Source organism: Enterobacter sp. 148H3, assembly GCF_034107425.1.
Classification (GTDB): domain Bacteria; phylum Pseudomonadota; class Gammaproteobacteria; order Enterobacterales; family Enterobacteriaceae; genus Enterobacter; species Enterobacter vonholyi.
Window position 1 is genome coordinate 98,705 of the sequence record NZ_JAWNEI010000012.1, and the last position, 21,504, is coordinate 120,208.

At 59.7% G+C, this 21,504-nt stretch carries 27 protein-coding genes and 1 riboswitch; of the genes, 13 read left to right on the forward strand and 14 right to left on the reverse strand.

From position 1 onward, the window contains the following. Window positions 1–94: 94 nt before the first annotated feature. The 7 genes from hpxU to hpxK all read left to right on the forward strand — a co-directional run bounded on the left by hpxU (window position 95) and on the right by hpxK (window position 6,466). Complete coding sequence (gene hpxU, locus USH94_RS17450; RefSeq protein ID WP_111964510.1) at window positions 95–934, forward strand: MurR/RpiR family transcriptional regulator HpxU; 840 nt, start codon at window positions 95–97, stop codon at window positions 932–934. Between the two features lie 191 nt (window positions 935–1,125). After that, on the forward strand, window positions 1,126–1,908 hold the full coding sequence (locus tag USH94_RS17455) for a transporter substrate-binding domain-containing protein (protein ID WP_023311064.1): 783 nt from the start codon (window positions 1,126–1,128) through the stop codon (window positions 1,906–1,908). 4 nt (window positions 1,909–1,912) lie between these two features. Continuing rightward, entirely contained in the window at window positions 1,913–2,578 is a 666-nt protein-coding gene (locus USH94_RS17460; RefSeq protein ID WP_111964571.1) for an amino acid ABC transporter permease, read from the forward strand. After that, the gene (locus USH94_RS17465) at window positions 2,578–3,234 is read left to right on the forward strand and encodes an amino acid ABC transporter permease (RefSeq protein WP_181574026.1); all 657 of its coding nucleotides are present in this window, start codon (window positions 2,578–2,580) and stop codon (window positions 3,232–3,234) included. Before USH94_RS17460 ends, USH94_RS17465 begins: the two co-directional genes overlap by 1 nt. After that, window positions 3,215–3,952 (forward strand): amino acid ABC transporter ATP-binding protein, encoded by a 738-nt coding sequence (locus USH94_RS17470; RefSeq protein ID WP_008499843.1) that lies wholly within the window; start codon window positions 3,215–3,217, stop codon window positions 3,950–3,952. Before USH94_RS17465 ends, USH94_RS17470 begins: the two co-directional genes overlap by 20 nt. 13 nt (window positions 3,953–3,965) lie before the next feature. Beyond that, window positions 3,966–5,207, forward strand: coding sequence for a pyridoxal-phosphate-dependent aminotransferase family protein (locus tag USH94_RS17475; RefSeq protein WP_111964508.1), 1,242 nt, complete (start codon window positions 3,966–3,968; stop codon window positions 5,205–5,207). Beyond that, window positions 5,204–6,466 (forward strand): allantoate amidohydrolase, encoded by a 1,263-nt coding sequence (gene hpxK / locus USH94_RS17480; protein WP_111964507.1) that lies wholly within the window; start codon window positions 5,204–5,206, stop codon window positions 6,464–6,466. Before USH94_RS17475 ends, hpxK begins: the two co-directional genes overlap by 4 nt. Here hpxK and USH94_RS17485 read toward each other — a convergent pair. Further along, window positions 6,432–7,433 carry a magnesium transporter gene (locus USH94_RS17485; protein WP_111964506.1) on the reverse strand — a complete coding sequence of 334 codons (1,002 nt, stop codon included), beginning with the start codon at window positions 7,431–7,433 and terminating at the stop codon, window positions 6,432–6,434. The genes hpxK and USH94_RS17485 overlap by 35 nt on opposite strands. 60 nt (window positions 7,434–7,493) lie before the next feature. Beyond that, window positions 7,494–7,663: riboswitch (M-box (ykoK) riboswitch) on the reverse strand. Between the two features lie 158 nt (window positions 7,664–7,821). On the opposite strand from USH94_RS17485, the gene USH94_RS17490 reads away from it, so the two are divergent. Continuing rightward, a complete protein-coding gene (locus USH94_RS17490; protein WP_111964505.1) occupies window positions 7,822–8,325 on the forward strand; it encodes a DedA family protein in 504 nt (167 codons plus the stop codon). Between the two features lies 1 nt (window position 8,326). On the opposite strand, the gene USH94_RS17495 is transcribed toward USH94_RS17490, so the two are convergent. After that, the gene (locus USH94_RS17495; RefSeq protein WP_111964504.1) at window positions 8,327–9,076 is read right to left on the reverse strand and encodes an SDR family oxidoreductase; all 750 of its coding nucleotides are present in this window, start codon (window positions 9,074–9,076) and stop codon (window positions 8,327–8,329) included. A gap of 100 nt (window positions 9,077–9,176) precedes the next feature. Here USH94_RS17495 and USH94_RS17500 point away from each other — a divergent pair, with 100 nt between their 5' ends. After that, window positions 9,177–9,536: a winged helix-turn-helix transcriptional regulator gene (locus USH94_RS17500; RefSeq protein ID WP_023335206.1), complete on the forward strand. Its 360-nt coding sequence runs from the start codon at window positions 9,177–9,179 to the stop codon at window positions 9,534–9,536. A 1-nt stretch (window position 9,537) separates the two neighbouring features. Here USH94_RS17500 and USH94_RS17505 read toward each other — a convergent pair whose 3' ends face one another. Together USH94_RS17505 and USH94_RS17510 are read right to left on the reverse strand one after the other, a co-directional pair. Continuing rightward, on the reverse strand, window positions 9,538–10,332 hold the full coding sequence (locus USH94_RS17505; RefSeq protein ID WP_111964503.1) for an SDR family NAD(P)-dependent oxidoreductase: 795 nt from the start codon (window positions 10,330–10,332) through the stop codon (window positions 9,538–9,540). A 125-nt stretch (window positions 10,333–10,457) separates the two neighbouring features. Then, window positions 10,458–10,901: a winged helix-turn-helix transcriptional regulator gene (locus USH94_RS17510; RefSeq protein ID WP_111964502.1), complete on the reverse strand. Its 444-nt coding sequence runs from the start codon at window positions 10,899–10,901 to the stop codon at window positions 10,458–10,460. Window positions 10,902–11,053: 152 nt separating this feature from the next. Between USH94_RS17510 and agp the strand changes: the two genes are divergently transcribed. Beyond that, complete coding sequence (agp, locus tag USH94_RS17515) at window positions 11,054–12,295, forward strand: bifunctional glucose-1-phosphatase/inositol phosphatase (protein ID WP_111964501.1); 1,242 nt, start codon at window positions 11,054–11,056, stop codon at window positions 12,293–12,295. A 33-nt stretch (window positions 12,296–12,328) separates the two neighbouring features. Here the strand turns inward: agp and USH94_RS17520 are convergent, their stop codons facing one another. Beyond that, a complete protein-coding gene (locus USH94_RS17520; RefSeq protein WP_008499832.1) occupies window positions 12,329–12,556 on the reverse strand; it encodes a YccJ family protein in 228 nt (75 codons plus the stop codon). Between the two features lie 20 nt (window positions 12,557–12,576). After that, window positions 12,577–13,173 (reverse strand): NAD(P)H:quinone oxidoreductase, encoded by a 597-nt coding sequence (gene wrbA / locus USH94_RS17525; RefSeq protein ID WP_023311076.1) that lies wholly within the window; start codon window positions 13,171–13,173, stop codon window positions 12,577–12,579. A gap of 391 nt (window positions 13,174–13,564) precedes the next feature. Between wrbA and USH94_RS17530 the strand changes: the two genes are divergently transcribed. Together USH94_RS17530 and USH94_RS17535 are read left to right on the forward strand one after the other, a co-directional pair. Then, window positions 13,565–13,735 carry a general stress protein gene (locus USH94_RS17530; protein WP_023311077.1) on the forward strand — a complete coding sequence of 57 codons (171 nt, stop codon included), beginning with the start codon at window positions 13,565–13,567 and terminating at the stop codon, window positions 13,733–13,735. Window positions 13,736–13,851: 116 nt separating this feature from the next. Then, window positions 13,852–14,775 carry a DMT family transporter gene (locus USH94_RS17535; RefSeq protein WP_111964500.1) on the forward strand — a complete coding sequence of 308 codons (924 nt, stop codon included), beginning with the start codon at window positions 13,852–13,854 and terminating at the stop codon, window positions 14,773–14,775. Here USH94_RS17535 and rutG read toward each other — a convergent pair. From rutG to rutA, 7 genes are read right to left on the reverse strand one after another with little or no spacing between them, the layout of a single operon-like run. Continuing rightward, on the reverse strand, window positions 14,763–16,085 hold the full coding sequence (gene rutG, locus USH94_RS17540; protein WP_111964499.1) for a pyrimidine utilization transport protein G: 1,323 nt from the start codon (window positions 16,083–16,085) through the stop codon (window positions 14,763–14,765). The two genes, USH94_RS17535 and rutG, sit on opposite strands and share 13 nt — an antisense overlap. 21 nt (window positions 16,086–16,106) lie before the next feature. Next, entirely contained in the window at window positions 16,107–16,601 is a 495-nt protein-coding gene (gene rutF, locus USH94_RS17545) for an NADH-dependent FMN reductase RutF (RefSeq protein ID WP_111964498.1), read from the reverse strand. Between the two features lie 9 nt (window positions 16,602–16,610). Continuing rightward, window positions 16,611–17,201: a malonic semialdehyde reductase gene (locus tag USH94_RS17550; RefSeq protein WP_111964497.1), complete on the reverse strand. Its 591-nt coding sequence runs from the start codon at window positions 17,199–17,201 to the stop codon at window positions 16,611–16,613. A 9-nt stretch (window positions 17,202–17,210) separates the two neighbouring features. Continuing rightward, window positions 17,211–18,011 carry a pyrimidine utilization protein D gene (gene rutD / locus USH94_RS17555; protein ID WP_111964496.1) on the reverse strand — a complete coding sequence of 267 codons (801 nt, stop codon included), beginning with the start codon at window positions 18,009–18,011 and terminating at the stop codon, window positions 17,211–17,213. A 7-nt stretch (window positions 18,012–18,018) separates the two neighbouring features. Then, window positions 18,019–18,405: a pyrimidine utilization protein C gene (rutC, locus tag USH94_RS17560; RefSeq protein WP_010429508.1), complete on the reverse strand. Its 387-nt coding sequence runs from the start codon at window positions 18,403–18,405 to the stop codon at window positions 18,019–18,021. Window positions 18,406–18,416: 11 nt separating this feature from the next. Then, window positions 18,417–19,106 carry a pyrimidine utilization protein B gene (gene rutB / locus USH94_RS17565; protein WP_111964495.1) on the reverse strand — a complete coding sequence of 230 codons (690 nt, stop codon included), beginning with the start codon at window positions 19,104–19,106 and terminating at the stop codon, window positions 18,417–18,419. Then, window positions 19,106–20,197: a pyrimidine utilization protein A gene (gene rutA / locus USH94_RS17570; protein WP_111964494.1), complete on the reverse strand. Its 1,092-nt coding sequence runs from the start codon at window positions 20,195–20,197 to the stop codon at window positions 19,106–19,108. Before rutA ends, rutB begins: the two co-directional genes overlap by 1 nt. A gap of 245 nt (window positions 20,198–20,442) precedes the next feature. Between rutA and rutR the strand changes: the two genes are divergently transcribed. Next, entirely contained in the window at window positions 20,443–21,081 is a 639-nt protein-coding gene (gene rutR, locus USH94_RS17575) for an HTH-type transcriptional regulator RutR (protein ID WP_008499819.1), read from the forward strand. Here the strand turns inward: rutR and USH94_RS17580 are convergent. Beyond that, window positions 21,078–21,473 carry a lysozyme inhibitor LprI family protein gene (locus tag USH94_RS17580; protein WP_111964493.1) on the reverse strand — a complete coding sequence of 132 codons (396 nt, stop codon included), beginning with the start codon at window positions 21,471–21,473 and terminating at the stop codon, window positions 21,078–21,080. The genes rutR and USH94_RS17580 overlap by 4 nt on opposite strands. Between the last annotated feature and the right edge of the window lie 31 nt (window positions 21,474–21,504).

The following is a 21,504-nucleotide window of genomic DNA, read 5'->3' on the forward strand; positions in this document are numbered from 1 at the left end:
CCAGTTCTGAAAGAAAAGTTTCAGTAAACTGGCACGTATAATGAAAGGTAGAATGAAAACCAAAATGTAATGAAACAAAAGTTACAGAGGCGCTATGGAACAACTGGATGAACGTCTGAAAGCACAATACCCGTCGCTGTCGCCGCAGGAGCAGCGGGTGGCGGACTTTATTTTTGATCATTTTGACGATCTTATTAGCTACAACAGCGCCGAGCTGGCGCAGCTGAGCGGGGTATCGAAAGCCACGGTGAGCCGTCTGTTTAAGCGTCTGGGCTATGAGAAATATAAGGACATGCGCGAAGAGCTGCGCACCCTGCGCCAGAGCGGGATGCCGCTCACCGATAATCGCGACGCGGTGCAGGGCAACACGCTGCTGGCACGCCACTACAAGCAGGAGATGGCGAACCTGACCCAGTGGATCAATGCCCTCGACGCGCAGCAGTTTGCCGACGCCATGGCCTGCATGGTGAAGGCGCGGCGGATCGTGATTATCGGCATGCGTAACGCCTATCCGGCGGCGCTCCACCTGCGCCAGCAGCTGCTGCAGGCGCGCGGTCAGGTGCTGGTCCTGCCGCAGCCGGGGCAGAGCCTGAGCGAGGAGCTGGTGGACTTAACGCCGGACGATCTGGTGGTCATGATGGCCTTCCGCCGCCGTTCGCGCATTATCCGCCCGCTGATGCAGCAGCTTCAGAGCAGCGGTATTCCGGTGCTGCTGATGTGCGAGCCGCAGGCCCACAGCCTGTTTCCGTTCGCCAGCTGGCAGCTCTGCGCCCCGCTGGATAGCGTCTCGGCCTATGACAGCTATTCCTCGGTTAACAGTCTGATCAACCTGCTGGCGAACGCCTTCCTGCATGAGATCCTCGATAAAGGCCGTCCGCGCATTCACGATATTGCCTCCCTCTATCAGCAGCTGGACGAGCTCGAAAAGCGATAATGGGGCATCAGGCTGGTGCTTTGCATTAAAATGGTGCGTAATGGCGGGGCGAAAATGGAGAGCATTTCCGCCCCGTCCGCATTTTATCAGGCTTTACAAGAATATTTCCCGCTTCGCCTTATCTGGCACATTAGTTGCAAAATCACATTCAAAGAATCTTTTGTTTCATGTTAACGTTACGGGGAAGCACCATGAAAAAATTGTTGATTGCACTGGCCGGGGCAGCATGCCTCTTCACGCAGCTGCCGGCAAAGGCTGACCAGCTACAGGATATCGAGAAGCGCGGTACTATCCGTATTGCCGTTCCGCAGGACTTCCCGCCGTTTGGCTCGGTGGGGACCGATCTGCAGCCCCAGGGGTACGACATCGATATGGCGCGCTATCTCGCCAAACAGATGAAGCTCAAACTGCAGCTGGTGCCGGTGACCAGCGCCAACCGCGTGCCGTACCTGCAAACCGATAAGGTGGACCTGGTCATTTCCAGCCTCGGTAAAAACCCGGAGCGCGAGAAGGTGATCGACTTCAGCCGCGCCTACGCGCCGTTCTTCCTTGGCGTGTTTGGTCCAAAAGGGGCCGAGCTGAAGGACGCCGCCGCGCTGAGCGGAAAAACCATCGGCGTGACGCGCGGGGCGGTGGAGGACATGGTGCTGACTGGACTGGCGCCGAAAGACGCGGACGTGAAACGCTACGAAGACAATAACACCACGCTCTCCGCTTACCTGTCGGGGCAGGTGCAGTACGTGGCAACCGGTAACCTCGTGGTGGCGGCCATTTCGCGCCAGAACGCGGATAAAGCCCCGGTGCCGAGCTTTATGCTGAAAGATTCGCCGTGCTTTATTGGCCTGAAGAAAAACGAACCGGCTCTGAAGGCAAAAGTGGATGCGCTGATTGAGCAGGGCATCAAGGACGGCACGCTGAACGGCCTGTCTGAGCAATGGCTGAAGGCCCCGCTGCCGGCAAACCTTGGCGCCTGAGCCGATGACTGAGCAACTTGATTTCTCCGCGCTCTGGCCGCACTGGCCGGAGCTGCTGGCAGGGCTGTGGGTCACCGTTCAGCTGACGGTGATGGCGACCGTCGGCGGGCTGGCGATAGGGATTTTCGGGGCGGCGATCCGCAGCGGACGCACGACCTGGTTCAGCCGGATCTGGGGCGGCTACGTGGAGATCATCCGCAACACGCCGTTTGTGGTACAGCTGTTTTTCATTGTCTTCGGCCTGCCAAATCTTGGCCTGAAGATGACGGCGGGTGAAGCGGCGCTGCTGGCCATGGTGGTAAACCTGGGCGCCTACAGCACCGAGATTATCCGCGCGGGCATTCAGGTCACGCCGAAAGGGCAGTGGGAAGCCGGACGCGTGCTGGGGCTCACCCGCCTGCAGACCTTTATTCGCGTGGTGCTGCCGCCCGCGCTGCAGCGCATTTACCCGGCGCTGGTGAGCCAGTGCATCATCGTGATGCTCGGCTCGTCGGTGGTGTCGCAGGTCTCCTATGAAGAGCTGACCTTCGCCGCCAACCTGATCCAGTCCAGAACGTTTTTGAGCTTTGAGGTTTATCTGGTGACAACCGGGATTTACCTGGCGCTGTCGATAACCCTGCGCCAGCTGATGATGGCGGCAGGACGCAAATGGCTGGGGGTGCAGGCATGATGACCACCTTTACCGACTGGGACATTATTCGCAACCTGCTGCTGGCCGGACGCTGGACGGTGCTGCTGTCGCTGGTGGCGTTCGTCGGCGGGGCGGTGGTAACGCTGCCGCTCCTGCTGCTGCGCCTGACGGGCGGGCGCACGGTGAAGCGCATTATCCGCGGCTATATTGAGCTGTTTCAAGGCACGCCGCTGCTGATGCAGCTGTTCCTGGCCTTCTTCGGCGTGGCGCTGTTCGGCATCGACGTCTCGCCGTGGACCGCCGCATCGCTGGCGCTGACGTTTTACACCAGCGCGTTTCTGCTCGATATCTGGTACGGCTGCATTCGCGCTTTACCGAAGGGGCAGTGGGAAGCGTCGCGCTGCCTGGGGCTGACCTTCGGCCAGACCCTGTTTCGCGTCGTCGCCCCGCAGGCGCTGCGCATCGGCATTGCGCCGACGGTCGGCTTTGCCGTGCAGGTGATCAAAGGCACCGCGCTGGCGTCGATTATCGGTTTTGTCGAGCTGACCAAGGCCGGGACCATGCTGACCAACGTGACCTATCAGCCGTTTAAGGTCTTTGCGCTGGTGGCGCTCGGCTACTTTATTCTGTGTTATCCGCTGTCGCGCTACAGCCGCTATCTGGAGACGAAATTCAATGCCTCTCATCACCATTAATCAGGTGCAGAAGTACTACGGCGATAACCACGTGCTCAAGGGCGTCGATCTGGATATCGACATGGGCCAGGTAATCTCCATTATCGGGCGCAGCGGATCGGGCAAAAGCACGCTGCTGCGCTGCATTAACGGTCTGGAAGGCTATCAGGACGGCAGCATCAAGCTGGGCGGCATGACCATTACCGACCGGGATTCCCAGGCGCGTGAAATCAGCCGCTCGGTGGGGATGGTGTTCCAGAGCTTCAATCTGTTCCCGCACATGACGGCGCTGGAAAACGTGATGCTCGCCCCGCGTCGGGTGCTGAAGAAAAGCGCCGCCGAATGCCGCGAGCTGGCGCAGCGCATGCTGGAGAAGGTTGGCCTCGGCGATCGTCTGGATTACTACCCGTCGAGCCTCTCCGGCGGCCAGCAGCAGCGCGTGGCGATTGCCCGCGCGCTGGCGATGTCGCCGAAAGTATTGCTCTGCGACGAGATCACCTCCGCGCTCGACCCGGAGCTGGTGGGCGAAGTGCTCAAAGTGCTGGAGCAGCTGGCGGCCGAGGGGATGACGCTCATACTGGTTACCCATGAAATGAATTTTGCCCGCGAAGTGGGCGACCGCGTGGTGTTTATGCACCAGGGGAAAGTCTGGGAGCAGGGCGACAGCAAAACGCTGTTCGCCAACCCGCAGACCACGGAACTGAAGCAGTTCATCTCCTCCGTGCGCGGCCTCAACTGATAAGGACTTAACAATGGATATCGCACACTTTCCGCAAATCAACCCGCCGCAGCGCCTGCTGATGGGGCCGGGCCCGATCAACGCCGACCCGCGCGTGCTGCGCGCCATGTCGAGCCAGCTGATCGGGCAGTACGACCCGGCCATGACCCACTACATGAACGAGGTGATGGCGCTTTATCGCGGGGTATTCCGCACCGAAAACCGCTGGACGATGCTGGTGGACGGTACATCCCGCGCGGGGATTGAAGCCATTCTGGTCTCCGCCATCCGCCCGGGAGATAAGGTGCTGGTGCCGGTCTTTGGCCGCTTTGGCCACCTGCTGTGCGAAATTGCCCGCCGCTGCCGCGCGGAGGTGCATACCATCGAGGTGCCGTGGGGCGAGGTGTTTACCCCGGATCAGGTCGAGGATGCGATTAAGCGTATTCGTCCGCGCCTGCTGCTGACCGTGCAGGGCGACACCTCCACCACCATGCTGCAGCCGCTCGCCGAGCTGGGCGCGATCTGCCGCCGCTACGACGTGCTGTTTTACACCGATGCCACCGCGTCGCTCGGCGGTAACGCGCTGGAGACCGATGCCTGGGGGCTGGATGCCGTCTCGGCCGGGATGCAGAAATGCCTCGGCGGCCCGTCTGGCACCTCGCCGATCACCCTGAGCGCGCGCATGGAGGAGGCGATCCGCCGCCGCAAATGCGTTGAGGAAGGCATACGCACCGACGCCCACCGCGACGGCGACGAGGAGATAATCTACTCCAACTACTTCGATCTCGGCATGGTGATGGACTACTGGGGGCCGGAACGTCTTAACCACCACACCGAAGCCACCACCGCGCTGTTTGGCGCCCGCGAGTGCGCGCGTCTGATCCTGCAGGAGGGGCTGGATAACGGCATCGCTCGCCACAGGCTGCACGGCGATGCGCTGCTGAAGGGCATTCAGGCGATGGGGCTGGAGACCTTCGGCGACCTGAAGCACAAGATGAACAACGTGCTGGGCGTGGTGATCCCGCAGGGCATCAACGGTGACCAGGTGCGTAAGCTGATGCTGGAGGATTTCGGGATTGAAATCGGCACCTCGTTTGGCCCGCTGCACGGCAAAGTTTGGCGCATTGGCACCATGGGCTACAACGCACGCAAGGACTGCGTGATGACCACCCTGAGCGCGCTGGAGTCGGTGCTGAACTACCTGAAATTCTCCACCACGCAGGGGGCCGCCATGCAGGCCGCATGGGACCACTATCGCCGCGAGACGCCGCAATGAGCCCGGCGGCAGAGCGGGTGATGGCGCGCGCCGACGCGCTGGCCGCCATCAGCGAAACCCCGGACGGCCTGACGCGGGTCTATCTCTCCACGCAGCATCTGCAGGCTAACCAGCTGGTCGGAGAGTGGATGCGCCAGGCGGGCATGACCGTCTGGCAGGACAGCGTGGGCAATATCTGCGGACGCTATGAAGGCCAGCAGGAGGGGGCGCAGGCGGTGCTGCTCGGCTCGCATCTCGATACCGTGCGCAATGCCGGGCGCTACGACGGCATGCTCGGCGTGCTTGCCGCCATTGAGGTGGTGGACAGCCTGCACCAGCAGGGTGTGCATCTGGCGCAGGCCATCGAGATTGTCGGCTTTTGCGACGAAGAGGGTACCCGCTTCGGCATTACGCTGTTAGGCAGCCGGGGCATCACCGGCACCTGGCCGCAGGGCTGGCTGGAGAAAGCCGACGCCAGCGGCATCAGCGTGGCGCAGGCGATGACTCTGGTGGGGCTCGATCCTGCCCGCGTGTTGCATGCCGCGCGCCGTCAGGAGGATTTCAGCGCCTATCTGGAGCTGCATATTGAGCAGGGGCCGTGCCTTGAGCAGGAGGCGCTCGCCCTGGGCGTGGTGCAAGCCATTAACGGCGCGCGTCGTCTGAACTGCCGCTTTACCGGCGAGGCCGGGCACGCGGGAACCGTGCCGATGCACCACCGCAGGGATGCGCTGGCCGCCGCCGCCGAGTGGATGGTCATCATTGAAAACGCTACCCGACAGCAGGGCGGAAACCTGGTGGCGACGGTTGGCGAACTGCGCTGCCTGCCGGGGGCGGTGAACGTGATCCCCGGCGAGGTTCAGCTCTCGCTGGATATTCGCGGCCCGCAGGATGCGCCGCTGGATCGGTTGCTTAACGACCTGCTGGAGCATGCGCAGGCGATCGCATCGCGCCGCAATCTGGACTTCAGCGCCGAGGAGTTTTACCGCATTGCCGCCACGCCGTGCGATACCCACCTGCAAAACGTGCTGGAGGAGGCGGTCAATTCGGTACAGGGTCGCTCGCTATCGCTACCCAGCGGTGCGGGCCACGATGCGATTGCCATCGCGGAACGCTGGCCGGTCGGCATGCTGTTTGTGCGCTGCAAAGGAGGCGTCAGCCACCATCCGGCGGAATCGGTGATGGCTGAAGATGTCGCCCTGGCGATTGAGGCGTTTTCGCGAGCGGTGATCCAGCTGGCGGACCGCGTTACTCCAGCCCCAGCGTATATTGCGCGATCTTAAAGTAGATAATCAGCCCGGTACCGTCGATAAGCGTCGCAATAAACGGCGCGGAGACGACAGCCGGGTCAATGCCGCAGCGCTTGAGCACCATCGGAATGACGGACGACACAATCGCACTCCAGAGCGTAATGCACACCAGCGTCAGGCTGACGATGAGCGTAATCTCCAGCCCAATCCCCATCATCCAGGCGCGGATACACCCTGCGATACCGAGCGTGGCGGCAATCATCAGCGAGGTGGTCATCTCTTTACGCAGCACGCGGCCAACGTCGCGCAGACGGACTTCTCCCAGCGCCATGGCGCGCACCAGCGTGGAGGTGATCTGCGTCCCGCTGTTGCCGCCCGTGCCGATCAGCAGTGGAATAAAAAACGCCAGCGCGATGGCGGACTCCAGCGCCTCTTCGAAATGCTGGATCACCGAGCTGGTGTAGGCTTCTGCGACAAAAAGCAGCAGCAGCCAGACGGAGCGTTTCTTCCACAGGCTATACGGACTGGTATCCAGATAGGGCTTCTCCAGCGGTAGCGTCGCCCCCTGAAGCTGGGCGTCTTCAGTGACGTCATCTTCCAGCAGATGGGCGATTTCGCGCTCCGTCAGGCAGCCGACGAGCTTGCCGTGGGTGACCACAGGCACCACATCCGCGCCGCCGTGCGCCAGCAGTCCGGCAACGTCGGCACGTTCATCCTCCGGTTTGACCTGCAAAAACTGCGAAATCATCAGCGATTTCACCGGCTGGACCGTGTCGGCGGTTTGCAGCAATTTACGCACGGCAATCATGCCCGCCAGGCGACCATTGTCTTCAATAAAAATATGAGACGGAATATCGTCGTCTTTTAATTTTTCGAAGAATTGCTCGCGCGCCAGCGCCACGCATAATGAAATATCGAGGACAATAAAATCGGTATTCATATATTGCGCGACAGCGCTGTCATTGAATGCCAGGTTTTGGTTGTGAATAGCGTAAGACATAGTGAATTCCCTTTGAATAATAACATCTCTCAGGGGCGAGCAAGACAGGGCATGTCGAAGAGGAGATCCCCACGTCCTGGGTTCAGCACTGTACACCGTATCCCGCGAGGGAAGTTATACTGACAAAGCCTTGATTCGACAGTGCCTGTTTTACCCTGTGCCGGTTCTCTCGAACCTACCAGAGCGATAACGTGTATTTGTACAGGAGCCTCGCCATAACGAGATCGTTGTAAAACGAGGGAAATAATACGCCTGTTTAAATTTACCGCTCAGGAAATTAAATAATGTTTAAGAACGGTTTAGATAAATATTATTAATAAAGCGTTGAGGGTTTATTTAGGTTTATTCATTTTAAATGGAGGATTAAATAATTAACGGAGGAGAGAAAATGGCGTGGCTTGATAATCTGCTGAATCATTTTGCGCTGTATCCGGCACATCTTTTCGCGCTGTTATTTGTGATGGCGCTGAGTAAATCGACGGTGCTGATCTCCTCCGTGCTGCCGCCCGCGTCGGTGATGCTGCTGGCGGGCATTACCGTCAGCCAGGGGAGCATGCATCCTGCGTTGGCATGGCTGGCCGTAGTGATGGGGGCAACGGCGGGATCGGTGCTGAACTACCACTTAGGGCAGCTGATGGGGCACACCCGGCTGGTCGCGCGCTTTACGTCGAAGCATGCCGCTACGTTTTTGCGAGTACAGCATCAGCTGCAAAAGAACGGCGTTATCGCACTGTTTACGTCGCGCTTTCTGGCGGTGCTGCGTTACATCGTGCCGCTGGCAGCGGGTATGCTCAGGCTGAATGCAGCAAAGGTCTACGCCGTCAGCCTGCTTTCCGCCTGCGCGTGGGCGGCGCTGTATGTCGGCGCGGTCACCGGCATCAGCGCCTTTTGAGTTACAGGCTCCCCATTCCGCCGTCCACCAGCAGCTCGGTTCCCACCGTGTAGCTCGACTCGTCGGACGCCAGATAGAGCGCGGCTTTTGCCAGCTCCGCCGTTGAGCCCATTCTGCCGAGCGGCACCAGCTTGATGATTTCCGCCATCATCGCGTTAAGCGCCTCGTCGCTTAAGCCCGTTTTGGTAAACGCCGGGGTCTCCACCGGACCGGGGCTCAGGCCGTTGACGCGTATCCCGCGCGGCAGCAGTTCCGCCGAGAGCGTGCGCGCCAGCGACAGCAGGGCGGCCTTGCTCGCGGCATACACGCTGCTGGTGGGCAGGCCGATGCGCGCGCTCACGGAGCCGCAGAGGATCACCGACGACGGGTTATTCAGCAGCGGCAGCAGCGCCTGAATCAAAAAGAACGGTCCCTTCAGGTTGATGCCCATCAGGCGATCCCAGGTCTCTTCCCGCCACTCTTCCAGCGGCGCGTGCGTTACGTCGCCGGCGTTGAGAAACACCGCGTCCAGGCGCGGCCAGCGGGCGGCGAGGGTTTCCGCCAGGGCTTTTTGCGACGAGATATCGCCCGCATCGGTTGGGATCACCCAGGCCTTATCGCCAAGAATACGTTCTGCTTCGGCGAGGGTGTCCGGGTTACGCCCGGTCACGGCGACGCGCGCGCCTTCGGCGATAAACGCCTGCGCGGTGGCGAGACCGATGCCGCTGGTGCCGCCGGTAATCAGCGTATATTTATCTGTTAAACGACCCATATTCTTCTCCTGAAATGTCACTGGAGAAAGCACTATAGAAACGTTAGTATCGAAAGGAAACCAGGTACCAAATGGATACTAAAGAGGCAAGAGGTGTGCTATGGCAGAAATGCTGGAGGTGTGCTGCGAAAAAAAATCTGAGGCGTATACCTGCCCGATGACGCAGTTTGTGAACCTGATTTCCGGTAAATGGGCGATCCCCATTCTCTATCGCCTGATTGTCTTTAATACGCCCGTACGCTTTGGCGATCTGCTGCGGGCGGCTGCCCCCATCACGCAGAAAGAGCTGACGAAGCAGCTGCGCCTGTTTGAGCAGCGCGGGCTGGTGACGCGGACGGTCTACCCGGAGATCCCGCCGCGCGTGGAGTATCAGATAACCGAGCTGGGGTTAACCCTGCAGGACGCACTCTCCCCGCTGGCCGCCTGGATGAGCGAGTACGGCGACCAGCTTGAGCGTTAGGCTACTGTTTTACGTAGCGCGGTGCCGGAATGCCGGTGCGCGCGCTGTTGAACAGCTCAAGACGCGCCGCTTCGTAGCGATCCCACAGGCCAGCGTCATGCATCGGCGGGATGGTGATCGGTTCACCCTGATCCAGACCCGCCAGCGACGCATCCACCATATCGTCGGTGGTCATCACCGATCCTTCCGGCAGATCGTCCACCGTGACGCCTGAATGGCTCCAGATTTCAGTCGCCGTGGCGGCAGGCAATACGGCCTGAATGCGCACGTTGCTGTCGGCAAATTCTTCCTGTAACCCACGTGTAAAGCTCAATACCCACGCCTTGGTGGCGCTGTAAAGCGCGCTGCCCGCCCGGACGTGCAGGGCCAGCACGGACGCGATATTGATCAGCGTGCCGCGATTGTTCTGCGCCAGGCGCGGCAGGATGGCGTAGGTCAGACGCATCAGCGCCGTGGTGTTCAGGGTATTGATGGCCTGATGCTGCGCCACCTCGCCCGCGAGGAACGGTGCCATCTGCGCGGTGCCCGCGTTGTTAACGAGCGTATCAATGGCGATATTGCTGCGCAGCTCTTCTTCCACTGCGCGGATCCCGGCTTCATCGGTGAGATCGGCAACCAGAATATCGACGGCCACGCCATAGCGCGCGCGCAGGTCGGCGGCGAGGATTTTCAGGCGATCCTCGCGACGGGCGACCAGCACCAGGTTAGCGCCGCGCGCGGCAAGTCGGTCAGCATAGACGGCACCGATCCCGGAAGAGGCACCCGTAATCAGGGCTGTTGTGATTTGCGTAGTCATCGTGTGTTACCTCAAAGCAGAGTGGGTTATTTGGTTTCAATATGAAACTGAATAAACTCTCTGCTATTTGGTTTTATAATGCAACCATATTTGCGAGCATTTTGTGCTTTTGCCGTCGGGAACGGTCAGGAGGGGAGTTTAGCCACGATCTCTTCAGGCGTCAGTTCGCGCCCGTCGTCGGCGATAAGCGCCAGTTTACGCAGGGGTTTGCGCTGTTCGGTATCGACCAGCACGGTGCCGCATTCGTTTTCCGCGAACAAAAACTCGTTGCCCCACTGAGAGAGGGCAACCAGCACCGTTTGCAGGGCGCGCCCTTTATCGGTCAGGACATACTCCTGCCAGGCGCTGCCGTCAGACGCAGGCTGAAGCCGGAGGATGCCCTCGTCGACCAGCAGTTTTAGCCGCGTAGTCAGCATATTTTTTGCGATACCGAGGCTTTTCTGGAACTCGCCGAAGCGTTTAATCCCGCGTAGCGCGTCGCGAACAATCAGCAGCGACCACCAGTCGCCTATAATATCCAGCGAACGGGCGACGGGGCAGGTGCTCTCTTCAAGGCGGGTACGTTTCACAGCGAATTCTCCGGTGGGGTGTGGTTTTATTATAAAACTAATCTGCACGCGTCGTAAGCATGTTAATCATCAGTTTGAGAAATGCTTCCCGGAAAATTGTCACGAATCTGTCACACTGAACGCGACATTTTAAAACGAGTGAGGAATTAGGGATGAGAAAAGCACTACTCGCGCTGGCAGTCGCCGGTTCCATTTCAGCAACGTTTGGCGTGCAGGCGCAAGAGACGCCGGAAGGGTATCAGCTGGAGCAAGTTTTAATCATGAGTCGCCATAACCTGCGCGCGCCGCTCGCTAATAACGGCAGCGTGCTGGAGCAGTCCACGCCGAAGCAGTGGCCGGAGTGGGAGGTGTCGGGCGGTCAGCTCACCACCAAAGGTGGCGTGCTGGAAGTCTATATGGGCCATTACATGCGCGAGTGGCTGGCGCAGCAGGGGATGGTGAAGACGGGAGAATGTCCAGCGGCGGATAGCGTTTATGCTTACGCCAACAGCCTGCAGCGTACCGTCGCCACCGCGCAGTTCTTCATTACCGGCGCGTTCCCGGGCTGCGATGTGCCCGTGCACCATCAGGAAAAAATGGGCACCATGGACCCGACGTTCAACCCGGTGATTACCGATAACACGCCGGAATTCCGTGAAAAAGCGCTCAAGGCGATGGAGACCGAGCGGCAGAAAATGCAGCTTGGCGAAAGCTATAAGCTGCTTGAGCAGATGACGAACTACGCCGATTCGCCGTCCTGCAAAGAGAAAAAAGTCTGCTCTCTGGCGGACGCAAAAGATACCTTCAGCGCCGACTATGAAAAAGAGCCTGGCGTATCCGGGCCGCTGAAGGTGGGTAACTCGCTGGTGGACGCGTTTACGCTACAGTATTACGAAGGCTTCCCGGCTGACCAGGTGGCCTGGGGAGAAATCAAAACCGACCAGCAGTGGCGCGTGCTGTCGAAGCTGAAGAACGGCTATCAGGACTCGCTGTTTACCTCAACCGAGGTGGCGCAAAACGTAGCGAAGCCGCTGGTGAAATATATCGATAAAACGCTGGTCACCGACCAGGCTAAAGCGCCTAAGATCACCCTGCTGGTGGGACATGATTCGAACATTGCTTCCCTGCTGACGGCCCTGGATTTCAAACCGTATCAGCTGCACGACCAGCAGGAACGCACCCCGATTGGCGGCAAGATTGTCTTCCAGCGCTGGCATGACAAAAATGCCAACCAGGAGTTGATGAAAATTGAGTATGTCTATCAGAGCTCAGAGCAGCTGCGCAACGCCAGCGTGCTGTCGCTGCAGTCGCCTGCACAGCGCGTGACGCTGGAGCTGAAAGGCTGCCCGGTAGATGCGAACGGCTTCTGTCCTGTCGACAAATTCAATGCGGTGATGAATAACGCGGCGAAGTAAAAGAGAACCCCCCGCTGCGGCGGGGGGAAACGCTTAGACGTTTTTACGTTCGATGGTTTGCTCGCCCCAGAAGAGCGAGTCTTTATCCGTTTTTTCGAAGGCGCGCACCAGCACCTCATCGTTACCTTCCTCCCAAATCTGCTCGGCCAGCTTTTCATCGTATTTCGCGACTTCAAAGATAGCTTCGGCAATCTCCGGAGAGGTGTTGCGTAAACTTGCCCATTCGCCCACGTGGTGAGCTTTGGATTCTTGAGTTGGCATGCTTGTCCTCCTGTTGGGTGTTAGCCGTTCAGTTTTTTGGCCAGACCCGCGACGTATTCACCCTGATAGCGGGCGATAGACAGTTCTTCATTGCTTGGCTGACGTGAGCCATCCCCACCGGCAATGGTGGTTGCGCCGTACGGCGTACCGCCACGCACCTGGGAAATGTCAAACAGCTCCTGCGCGCCGTAGCCAATTGGCACAATCACCATCCCGTGATGAGCAAGGGTAGTCCAGGTTGAGGTAATCGTCTGCTCCTGACCGCCGCCGGTGCCGGTAGAGCTGAACACGCTGGCGAGTTTGCCGTAGAGCGCCCCGGATGCCCAAAGTCCGCCAGTTTGATCGAGGAAGGTGCGCATCTGGCCTGACATATTGCCGAAGCGGGTCGGGGTGCCGAAGATAATGGCATCATAATCCGCCAGCTCCTGCGGGGTGGCGACCGGGGCGTTTTGCGTTTTCCCCCCGGCTTTCAGGAAGGCTTCCGCCTGCATGGTTTCCGGTACGCGTTTCACCACAACCTCAACGCCGTCAACCCTGTTTGCACCTTCTGCTACCGCGTGAGCCATGGTTTCAATGTGTCCATACATGGAATAATAGAGCACCAGAACTTTTGCCATTTTGCTTCACTCCTCGTTGGTTTCTCTGACAGCGGATCGCTGCGCTCTTTTAAAGATATGCCATCACGGCCAGACTGCAAAAATGAACGCCATTTATTTGATTTATAACAACATGAGTAGAAAAATGGCTTTGTAGCAAAATGATACAACTTTCCAGGCGCGGATTTTTAAAATGATAAGAATGGCTTATGCATCCACGCCGCGTCATCTCATCCGAAAGACTGAGATCATGTTGCAGGATATTACCTCTGGCTTGCCGGACAGCCTCAGTCCACTAAGCTTAGTTTCACGCGGCACAGATAAAGGCGTTGTCCTTGCGCCGCGAGGTGAAAGAATCCTCTTTTACTGAATGCAATATGATGTCTAATGTTTCACACTCTGGAGGTTAGAGATGGCAAACCATCGTGGTGGTTCAGGTAATTTCGCTGAAGACCGTGAAAGAGCATCAGAAGCAGGTCGTAAAGGTGGCCAGCACAGCGGGGGCAATTTTAAAAATGACCCTCAGCGCGCATCAGAAGCTGGTAAAAAAGGGGGGAAAAACAGCCACGGCAGCAGTAAGTAATACGCCGGGTTGAACCTCTGCCGCCGGGATCTCCCGGCGGTTTTTTATTTCTGCAACATTGAACTGTAACCAAAGGCAACGCACACTACAGAATTGTTTTCTCTTTCTGGTGCCGCATGTCTGTCTCACGCTTCAAATTCTCCGTTAAACCGCAGGAAGCCATCCTCATTCTCATCACCATGTTCTGGGGCGGGACGTTTCTGGCCGTTCAGCACGCGGTGACCCTCAGCGATCCGTTCTTTTTTGTTGGCCTGCGCTTTGCGACGGCGGCGCTTGCCGTGGGGCTAATTTCGCTTAAAACGCTTAGGGGGCTGACGCTGAAAGAGCTTAAGGCCGGCGTGGCGATTGGGGTGGCGATAGCGATGGGCTACAGCCTGCAAACGTGGGGATTGCAGACCATCTCCAGCAGCAAATCCGCATTTATCACCGCCATGTATGTGCCCCTGGTGCCGCTGCTGCAGTGGCTGTGCCTGGGTCGGCTGCCGGGGTTGATGTCCTGTATTGGCATCGTGCTGGCGTTTATCGGTCTGATTTTGCTGGCCGGGCCGGAAAATAACCTGCTGGCGCTGGGGCCGGGCGAAATCATTACCCTGATTGGGGCGATCGCCATTGCGGCGGAGATTATTCTAATTAGCGCCTGGGCGGGCAAGGTCGACGTCAAACGCGTAACGGTGGTGCAGCTCGCGACGGCGTCGCTGGTGGCCTTTGCGACGATGGTTCCGGCAGGGGAGTCCGTGCCGCAGATGTCCACCGGTCTGGTGGTAGTCGCACTGGGGCTGGGTATCTTCAGCGCCATTATCCAGGTCACCATGAACTGGGCGCAGCGCAGTGTCTCGCCGACGCGGGCAACGGTGATCTACACCGGTGAGCCGGTCTGGGCAGGCATTTTCGGGCGACTCGCCGGCGAGCGTTTGCCGCTGCTGGCCCTGGTGGGCGCGGCGTTTATTGTCGCCGGGGTGCTGGTGAGCGAGCTGAAGCTCAAGCGGAAGAAAAACGCGCTGCCAGAAGATGACAGCGCGACGTTAAATCACGAATCCTGATGTACCACCTCGCCCTGCGGCGCAGCGGCCATCCGGCGGCTCAGCAGGGCGTTAAGCAGGATCGCGCCGAAGGTCGCGGTGCCAATCCCGCCGATCGTAAACCCGCCCAGCGTCAGGGCAAAATCGCCTGCGCCCAGCACCAGCGTGACGGCCACCATAATCAGGTTGCCGTTCTGGCTGAGATCGACCCGATGCTGCACCCAGATACGCGCGCCGGCCACGGCGATCAGCCCAAACACCACGATTGAGGCCCCGCCGATGACCGGTGACGGAATGGTGTGGATCAGCGCGCCGAACTTCGGCGAGAAGCCGAGCAGCATCGCCATCACCGCCGCCGCGACAAAGACCAGCGTCGAGTAGACTTTGGTTACCGCCATCACGCCGATGTTTTCGGCATAGGTGGTGACGCCGCTGCCGCCCACGGAACCGGAGAGCATGGTCGCCAGCCCGTCGCCGACGAAAGCGCGGCCCATGTACGGGTCCATACTGCGCCCGGTCATTCCCGCTACCGCCTTCAGGTGACCCAGGTTTTCCGCCACCAGGATCACCGCCACCGGTGCGATAAGCATCATCGCCTGGGTGTTAAAGGTGGGCGAGGTGATTTTCGGCAGGCCGAACCAGGCGGCCTGATGCAGCAGGGTAAAATCAACAGGCTTGCCCAGACCAAAAACGTTCGCCAGCACGGCGTAGACCAGACAGGCGAAAATCAAACCGACCAGGATCAGCAGCCTCTGGATCATGCCTCGCGTAAACACCGCCACCAGGCCGATGCACAGCACGGTCACAACCGCCATCCAGCTTTCAAACGGCGAGCCGGAGACGCTTTTCACCGCAATCGGCGCAAGGTTCAGGCCAATCGCCATCACCACGGCGCCGGTGACGACTGGAGGCATCATACGTTCGATCCAGCGCGTGCCGATCTTCATTACCACCAGACCTATCAGGGTATACACCAGACCGCAGGCGATGATGCCGCCGAGGGCCACGCTCAGGTTGGGGTTGATTCCCTGGCCGTTAAACCCGGTGGTGGCGATCACCACGCCGACAAAGGCGGCGCTTGATCCCAGATAGCTGGGCACGCGCCCGCCGGTGACAAAAAAGAACAGCAGGGTACCGATACCCGACATCAGAATAGAGAGGTTGGGATCCAGTCCCATCAGCATCGGCATCAATACCGTGGCGCCAAACATGGCGACCGCGTGCTGGACGCCCATCACCATCGTCTGCCCGAGCGGGAGTCGTTCATCCGGCGCGACCACGCCAGCTTCTGTGGAGGTCGATTTCAACTGCCAGTGGGGAAATCCGAACATGATCTGTCTCCTTAAAGCGGGTTAACAGGCGGGTCGCATAAGCGCGTGGTAGCCGCGGTCAAACCACACCAGGCCTTGCGGCGCGGGGTGGCGAATAATCGAAACGATGTCGCAAAAAAGAATGTCGTGCGTACCGACGCTCACCACCTGGCTGATCCGGCAGTCAAACGAGGCCAGCGCCTCCTCCAGGCGCGGACAGCCAGTGTCGCCCGTTTGCCAGCGGGCGGCGGCGAAGCGTTCTTCCATCGGCGTTTTGCCGCCAAACAGGTTTGAGAGCGGCTCCTGTCCGGCGCTGAGGGTATTGACGCACAGGGTGCGGTTCTCGCTGAACGTCGGCCAGACGGACGCGCCGCGGTTCAGGCACACCAGCAGGGTGGGCGGTGAATCCGTGACGCTGCACACCGCGCTGGCGGTGAAGCCTGCCATCCCCGCCGGGCCGTCGGTGGTGATGATATTCACCGCCGCGCCAACGCAGGCCATAGCATCGCGAAAGGTTTGTTTATCCGGTGTCGTCATCATCGCTCCTTACGCCAGCCCGCAGGCATCGTCGAAGGTCAGGCGCGGCAGGCGCCCGTAAAGTTTGCCCGGGTCGCCGTAGCCAATGTTGATCAGCAGGTTGCTTTTAAGCGTCGTGCCGGTGAAAAAAGCCTCGTCGACCTTTTGGCGGTCAAAGCCCGACATCGGGCCGGTATCCAGCCCCAGCGCGCGACAGGCGAAAATCATGTAGGCGGCCTGCAGCGAGCTGTTGCGAAAGGCGGTCTCTTCCGCCAGCGCGGGGCTTGCGGTAAACCAGCTTCGGGCATCGCCGTGCGGGAACAGTTCAGGCAGGCGCTCGTAGAATTCACCGTCCCAGGCGACAATCGCCGTGACCGGAGCGGTAAGCGTTTTCTCCAGGTTGCCGCTGGAGAGCGCCGGGCGCAGCTTCTCTTTTCCCTCAGCGCTTCGCACAAACACAATCCGCGCCGGGGAGCAGTTGGCGGACGTGGGCCCCCATTTCATCAGGTCGTAGATTTCGCGCAGCGTCTCGTCGCTGACGGCAATATCCTGCCAGCCGTTATGGGTGCGGGCGCCGGTGAACAGCGTTTCCAGCGCGGCGGGGGTAATGGCTTCGCTCATTAAAGCTCCTTATAAAGCGGGTTCAGGGCTGTGCAGCAGGCTGGCCAGCCCGTTCAGCAGCAGGGTGTTAAAGGTGTCCGGCTCGGTGACGTTGCAGGCATGCCCGCCCTGGCGCATCACCGCGCTGTGGCTGTTCGGGATCGCAGCCTGCAGTTCAGACGAGCAGACAGAGGGCACCAGCATGTCGTCGGCGGAACAGATGATCTGGACCGGGCAGCGGATGCGCGCCGCATGGCGGCTGAAGTCGGCCTTTTTCAGGGCGCTGAGCCGGCGCAGCAGGTTGGCTTTTCCCTGAAAATGGGCCAGCGCCAGCGCTTCTTCGGCCTCCAGGCGGGGCGCGCGAGCGGCCATCCAGTCTGCCGGGTAGAGAAACAGCGGCTGCGCCTCAACCCACGCCTGTGGGCCACCGTAATGCAGCAGGCGCTCGCGGATCTGAAAGCAGCGGCGGGTGTGGGCGTTGAGGGTCAGCCAGCCGTTGACGCACACCAGCGCGGTGAGGGCGTCGGGCCTGTCGAGGGCCAGCTGCAGGCCGACCAGCGCCCCCAGCGCGTGGCCGACGACGCTGTAGCGTGCAATTCCGGCCTCAGCCAGCGCCTGGTCCAGTTCGTCCGCCATCTCTGCAAGGCTGTACCCTTCCGGCAGGACGTCGGGGTTATTGCCCGTTCCACGCTGGTCATAGCACACCACCTGATATTCCGGCTCCAGCGCGGCCAGCTGTGGCAGCCAGTAGCTGCCGCTGCCGCCGAGCCCGGCAATAAGGACCACCACGGGCGCACCCTCATACGGGGACGGTGAGACGGAAAGTTTCATGCCTGCCTCACTTCGCGATGTGCGCAACGGTGGCGATCTCAACCAGCGCCTCCGGCTTCACCAGGCCGCACTGAATGCAGAACCGGGCTGGCTTATCGCCGGGGAAGAACTCGGCGTAGATTTCGTTAATCGCGGCGTAGTTTTTCCAGTCGGTGATAAAGATGCTGTTGAAGGTCACGTCCTCCATCGTGCCACCCGCCGTTTCGATCACGGTTTTGATCGTCTCCAGCACGTGGCGGGTTTGCGCCTTTGGGTCGTTGATAAACACCACGTTGTTGTCTTTATCAAACGGCAGCGTGCCTGAGACATACACCACGCCGTCGGCAAGGGTGCCGGGGACAAACGGGGCGATGGGCGTGCTGGTGCCCGGCGGGATGATTACGGATTTCGGCATCAGATGTCTCCTCAGGCGATACGGGCGAGCGGGGGATTCAGGGCGTCGCAGAACTCGGTGACGCTGCTGACCCAGCCAAAAAAGGTTTCGATATTGAACAGGGCCGCCTTCTGGGCGAATTCCGGCCCGGCCTGATGGGTCGCGTCTTCCAGCACCACGCCAAAATACTCGAGGAAAAAGCCGTCGCGCAGGGTCGACTCCACGCAGACGTTGGTGGCAATGCCGGTGAAGACCAGGTGGCGAATGCCCCGGCTGCGCAGCAGGCTGTCGAGAGGCGTGTTGAAAAAGCCGCTGTAGCGCGGTTTGGGCAGGACGATATCACCCGCCTGCGGGACCAGCTCATCCACCAGCTGATAATCCCAGCCGCCTTTCGCCAGCAGCTTGCCCTGCAGTTCGGGCCGTTTGCGCATGGTTTTCAGGGCGTTCGACTTGTGGAAGTTGGGCGAGCCGGGGCCACCGGCCTCGACGTACTGGTCATCCCAGCCGTTCTGGAACCAGATGATGAGCATGCCCGCAGCGCGCGCGGCGGCGACGGCGGTTTTAATGTTCGCGATCACCGGCTGCGTAGCGGTGACGTCGAAGCCCGCCAGGTCCAGATAGCCGCCCTGGCTGGCGTAGGCGTTTTGCATGTCCACCACGATCAGCGCGCTCTGCTGTGGCGTGAAGGTAATGGCTTCCGGGCGTGCGTTAAGGGTCGTCATTATGCCACCTCCTTCGTGACGGCAGGAACGTGGGCGCGGCACTGCATCAGCGGCTGGATGCGCTCGCCGAAGGTTTCCACGCCGGTGAGGAAATCATCGAAGGTCAGGAGGACGCCTTCCGCACCGGGCACGGCCGCCACTTCGTCAAGCATTCTGGCGACGCTGGCGTACGAGCCGACCAGCGTGCCCATGTTGATATTGACGGCAGAGGTCGGGTCGGCCATCTGGCGCACGTTTGTGTCTGCGCCGGAGCGGGTATCCTTCTGGCTCTGCTCGGTAAGCCAGCTCAGGGCCTCCTCGTCGGCGCCGTCCTTATAGCGCTCCCATTTCGCGCGCGCGGCGTCGTCGGTTTCGTCTGCTATCACCATGAACAGCACGTAGGAGCCCACGTCGCGCCCGGTTTTGTCGGCGGCCTCTTTCATGCGAGCGGCGGTCGGGGCGAAGGCGGCAGGCGTGTTAACGCCTTTACCGAAGCAGAAGTTGAAGTCGGCGTATTTGGCGGAGAATTCCATCCCCGCGTCGCTCTGTCCGGCGCAAATCACCTTCATCGGCACCGACGGCTGCGGGCTGACGCGACAGTCGTTCATGGTGAAGAAGTCACCCTTAAAATCGCTTTTGCCGGTACCCCACAGGTCGCGCAGAACCTGCACGTATTCGGTCAGGTAGTCGTAGCGACGCGAGAAGTAATCGTCACCCGGCCAGAGCCCCATCTGCTCGTACTCGGGTTTTTGCCAGCCGGTAACCAGGTTGACGCCAAAGCGTCCGCCGGAGATGGAGTCAATGGTGGATGCCATGCGCGCGACGATCGCCGGGGGCAGGGTAAGCGTGGCGGCGGTGGCGTAGATCTGGATCCGCGAGGTGACTGCCGCCAGCCCAGCCATCAGAGTGAAGGACTCCAGGTTGTGATCCCAGAATTCGGTTTTGCCGCCAAAGCCGCGCAGCTTGATCATCGAAAGCGCAAAGTCGAAATGGTAGTGCTCCGCTTTCTGCACGATGGCTTTATTGAGCTCAAAGGTCGGCATGTATTGCGGTGCAGTGGTCGAGATAAGCCAGCCGTTGTTGCCGATGGGTACAAATACGCCAATTTTCATCACGAACCTCTCTTCATTACGTCGCAGGTGTAACGGTGATTTTGCAAAGGCAGTGCCAGTTTTGAAAATGGCTATGTTATTAATGTGTTAATCAGAAGTTGGTGGATTGATGCAGCTAAATGTGGACTAACTGGTCAAAAACATTGCACAGAAAACAGGCATTCATGCGCGATCGGAGTGCAGGATGTCGTGGCGAGACGGGGGTTTTGCTATGCTGAGGGCAACGCAGAATAAGGAGAGCGGGAATGACACAAGGCGCAGTGAAAACACCAGGTAAACGTTCGCAGGCGGTGAGCGCCAAGAAGCAGGCGATCCTCAGCGCGGCGCTGGAGACGTTTTCGCAGTTTGGCATTCACGGCACGCGCCTGGAGCAGGTGGCGGAGCAGTCCGGGGTATCCAAAACCAATCTGCTCTACTATTACCCGTCGAAAGAGGCGCTGTATGTCGCGGTGATGCAGCAGATCCTCGATATCTGGCTGGCGCCGCTGAAAGCGTTTCGCGAAGAGCTGGCCCCGCTGGTAGCGATCAAGGAGTACATTCGCCTGAAGCTGGAGGTGTCGCGCGATTACCCGCAGGCATCACGGCTGTTTTGTCTTGAGATGCTGCAGGGCGCGCCGCTGTTGCAGGCGGAGCTAACCGGAGATTTAAAACAGCTGGTGGACGACAAGTCGGCCATTATTGCCGGATGGGTTGCCAGCGGAAAGCTGGCCCCGGTCGATCCGCATCATTTGATCTTTATGATTTGGGCCTCCACCCAGCATTACGCTGACTTTGCGGCCCAGGTCGAGGCGGTGACCGGAAAAACGCTCCAGGACGAAGCGTTTTTCCACAGCACCCTGGAAAACGTGCAGCGGATGATTATTGAAGGGATCCGCTTGCGCTAGTTCCCCGGTGGGAGAGGGCAGCTTAAGTCGCCCTCTTCACACTGCATCAGCGAGGCCAGAAACGCTTCGCGCTCCACGGTTTTTTCCGCCAGGCACTGGTTAACAATCATTGGCTGGACGCTCCCGCCTTCCGTACCCGAACCGATAAACGCGCAGTCCGCATCGCGCAGGGTAATCCACGCCTGCTGCGCTTTTTTCAGCAGATCTCGCTGAGGGGCTGCCGCACGCTTAACGGCCGCCTGGTACGTCTGGTTGAGCTTTTTATCGGCAGCCTGGTACTGCTGCGCGCTACAGGTATTCAGTTCAAGCTGGGTGGTCGCTTTGTCGCACTCGTCGGCCAGCGCGCTGGCGCTCAGCAGCAGCGCTGCACAGGCGATAAGATATCGTTTCATATATTCCCCAATAAAATAAGGCTCCGTCTCC

Coding starts and splice junctions, on each gene's coding strand:
- hpxU (WP_111964510.1), top strand. CDS start 95: ATGGAACAACTGGATGAACGTCTGAAAGCACAATACCCGTCGCTGTCG.
- USH94_RS17455 (WP_023311064.1), top strand. CDS start 1,126: ATGAAAAAATTGTTGATTGCACTGGCCGGGGCAGCATGCCTCTTCACG.
- USH94_RS17460 (WP_111964571.1), top strand. CDS start 1,913: ATGACTGAGCAACTTGATTTCTCCGCGCTCTGGCCGCACTGGCCGGAG.
- USH94_RS17465 (WP_181574026.1), top strand. CDS start 2,578: ATGACCACCTTTACCGACTGGGACATTATTCGCAACCTGCTGCTGGCC.
- USH94_RS17470 (WP_008499843.1), top strand. CDS start 3,215: ATGCCTCTCATCACCATTAATCAGGTGCAGAAGTACTACGGCGATAAC.
- USH94_RS17475 (WP_111964508.1), top strand. CDS start 3,966: ATGGATATCGCACACTTTCCGCAAATCAACCCGCCGCAGCGCCTGCTG.
- hpxK (WP_111964507.1), top strand. CDS start 5,204: ATGAGCCCGGCGGCAGAGCGGGTGATGGCGCGCGCCGACGCGCTGGCC.
- USH94_RS17485 (WP_111964506.1), bottom strand. CDS start 7,433: ATGTCTTACGCTATTCACAACCAAAACCTGGCATTCAATGACAGCGCT.
- USH94_RS17490 (WP_111964505.1), top strand. CDS start 7,822: ATGGCGTGGCTTGATAATCTGCTGAATCATTTTGCGCTGTATCCGGCA.
- USH94_RS17495 (WP_111964504.1), bottom strand. CDS start 9,076: ATGGGTCGTTTAACAGATAAATATACGCTGATTACCGGCGGCACCAGC.
- USH94_RS17500 (WP_023335206.1), top strand. CDS start 9,177: ATGGCAGAAATGCTGGAGGTGTGCTGCGAAAAAAAATCTGAGGCGTAT.
- USH94_RS17505 (WP_111964503.1), bottom strand. CDS start 10,332: ATGACTACGCAAATCACAACAGCCCTGATTACGGGTGCCTCTTCCGGG.
- agp (WP_111964501.1), top strand. CDS start 11,054: ATGAGAAAAGCACTACTCGCGCTGGCAGTCGCCGGTTCCATTTCAGCA.
- USH94_RS17520 (WP_008499832.1), bottom strand. CDS start 12,556: ATGCCAACTCAAGAATCCAAAGCTCACCACGTGGGCGAATGGGCAAGT.
- wrbA (WP_023311076.1), bottom strand. CDS start 13,173: ATGGCAAAAGTTCTGGTGCTCTATTATTCCATGTATGGACACATTGAA.
- USH94_RS17530 (WP_023311077.1), top strand. CDS start 13,565: ATGGCAAACCATCGTGGTGGTTCAGGTAATTTCGCTGAAGACCGTGAA.
- USH94_RS17535 (WP_111964500.1), top strand. CDS start 13,852: ATGTCTGTCTCACGCTTCAAATTCTCCGTTAAACCGCAGGAAGCCATC.
- rutG (WP_111964499.1), bottom strand. CDS start 16,085: ATGTTCGGATTTCCCCACTGGCAGTTGAAATCGACCTCCACAGAAGCT.
- rutF (WP_111964498.1), bottom strand. CDS start 16,601: ATGACGACACCGGATAAACAAACCTTTCGCGATGCTATGGCCTGCGTT.
- USH94_RS17550 (WP_111964497.1), bottom strand. CDS start 17,201: ATGAGCGAAGCCATTACCCCCGCCGCGCTGGAAACGCTGTTCACCGGC.
- rutD (WP_111964496.1), bottom strand. CDS start 18,011: ATGAAACTTTCCGTCTCACCGTCCCCGTATGAGGGTGCGCCCGTGGTG.
- rutC (WP_010429508.1), bottom strand. CDS start 18,405: ATGCCGAAATCCGTAATCATCCCGCCGGGCACCAGCACGCCCATCGCC.
- rutB (WP_111964495.1), bottom strand. CDS start 19,106: ATGACGACCCTTAACGCACGCCCGGAAGCCATTACCTTCACGCCACAG.
- rutA (WP_111964494.1), bottom strand. CDS start 20,197: ATGAAAATTGGCGTATTTGTACCCATCGGCAACAACGGCTGGCTTATC.
- rutR (WP_008499819.1), top strand. CDS start 20,443: ATGACACAAGGCGCAGTGAAAACACCAGGTAAACGTTCGCAGGCGGTG.
- USH94_RS17580 (WP_111964493.1), bottom strand. CDS start 21,473: ATGAAACGATATCTTATCGCCTGTGCAGCGCTGCTGCTGAGCGCCAGC.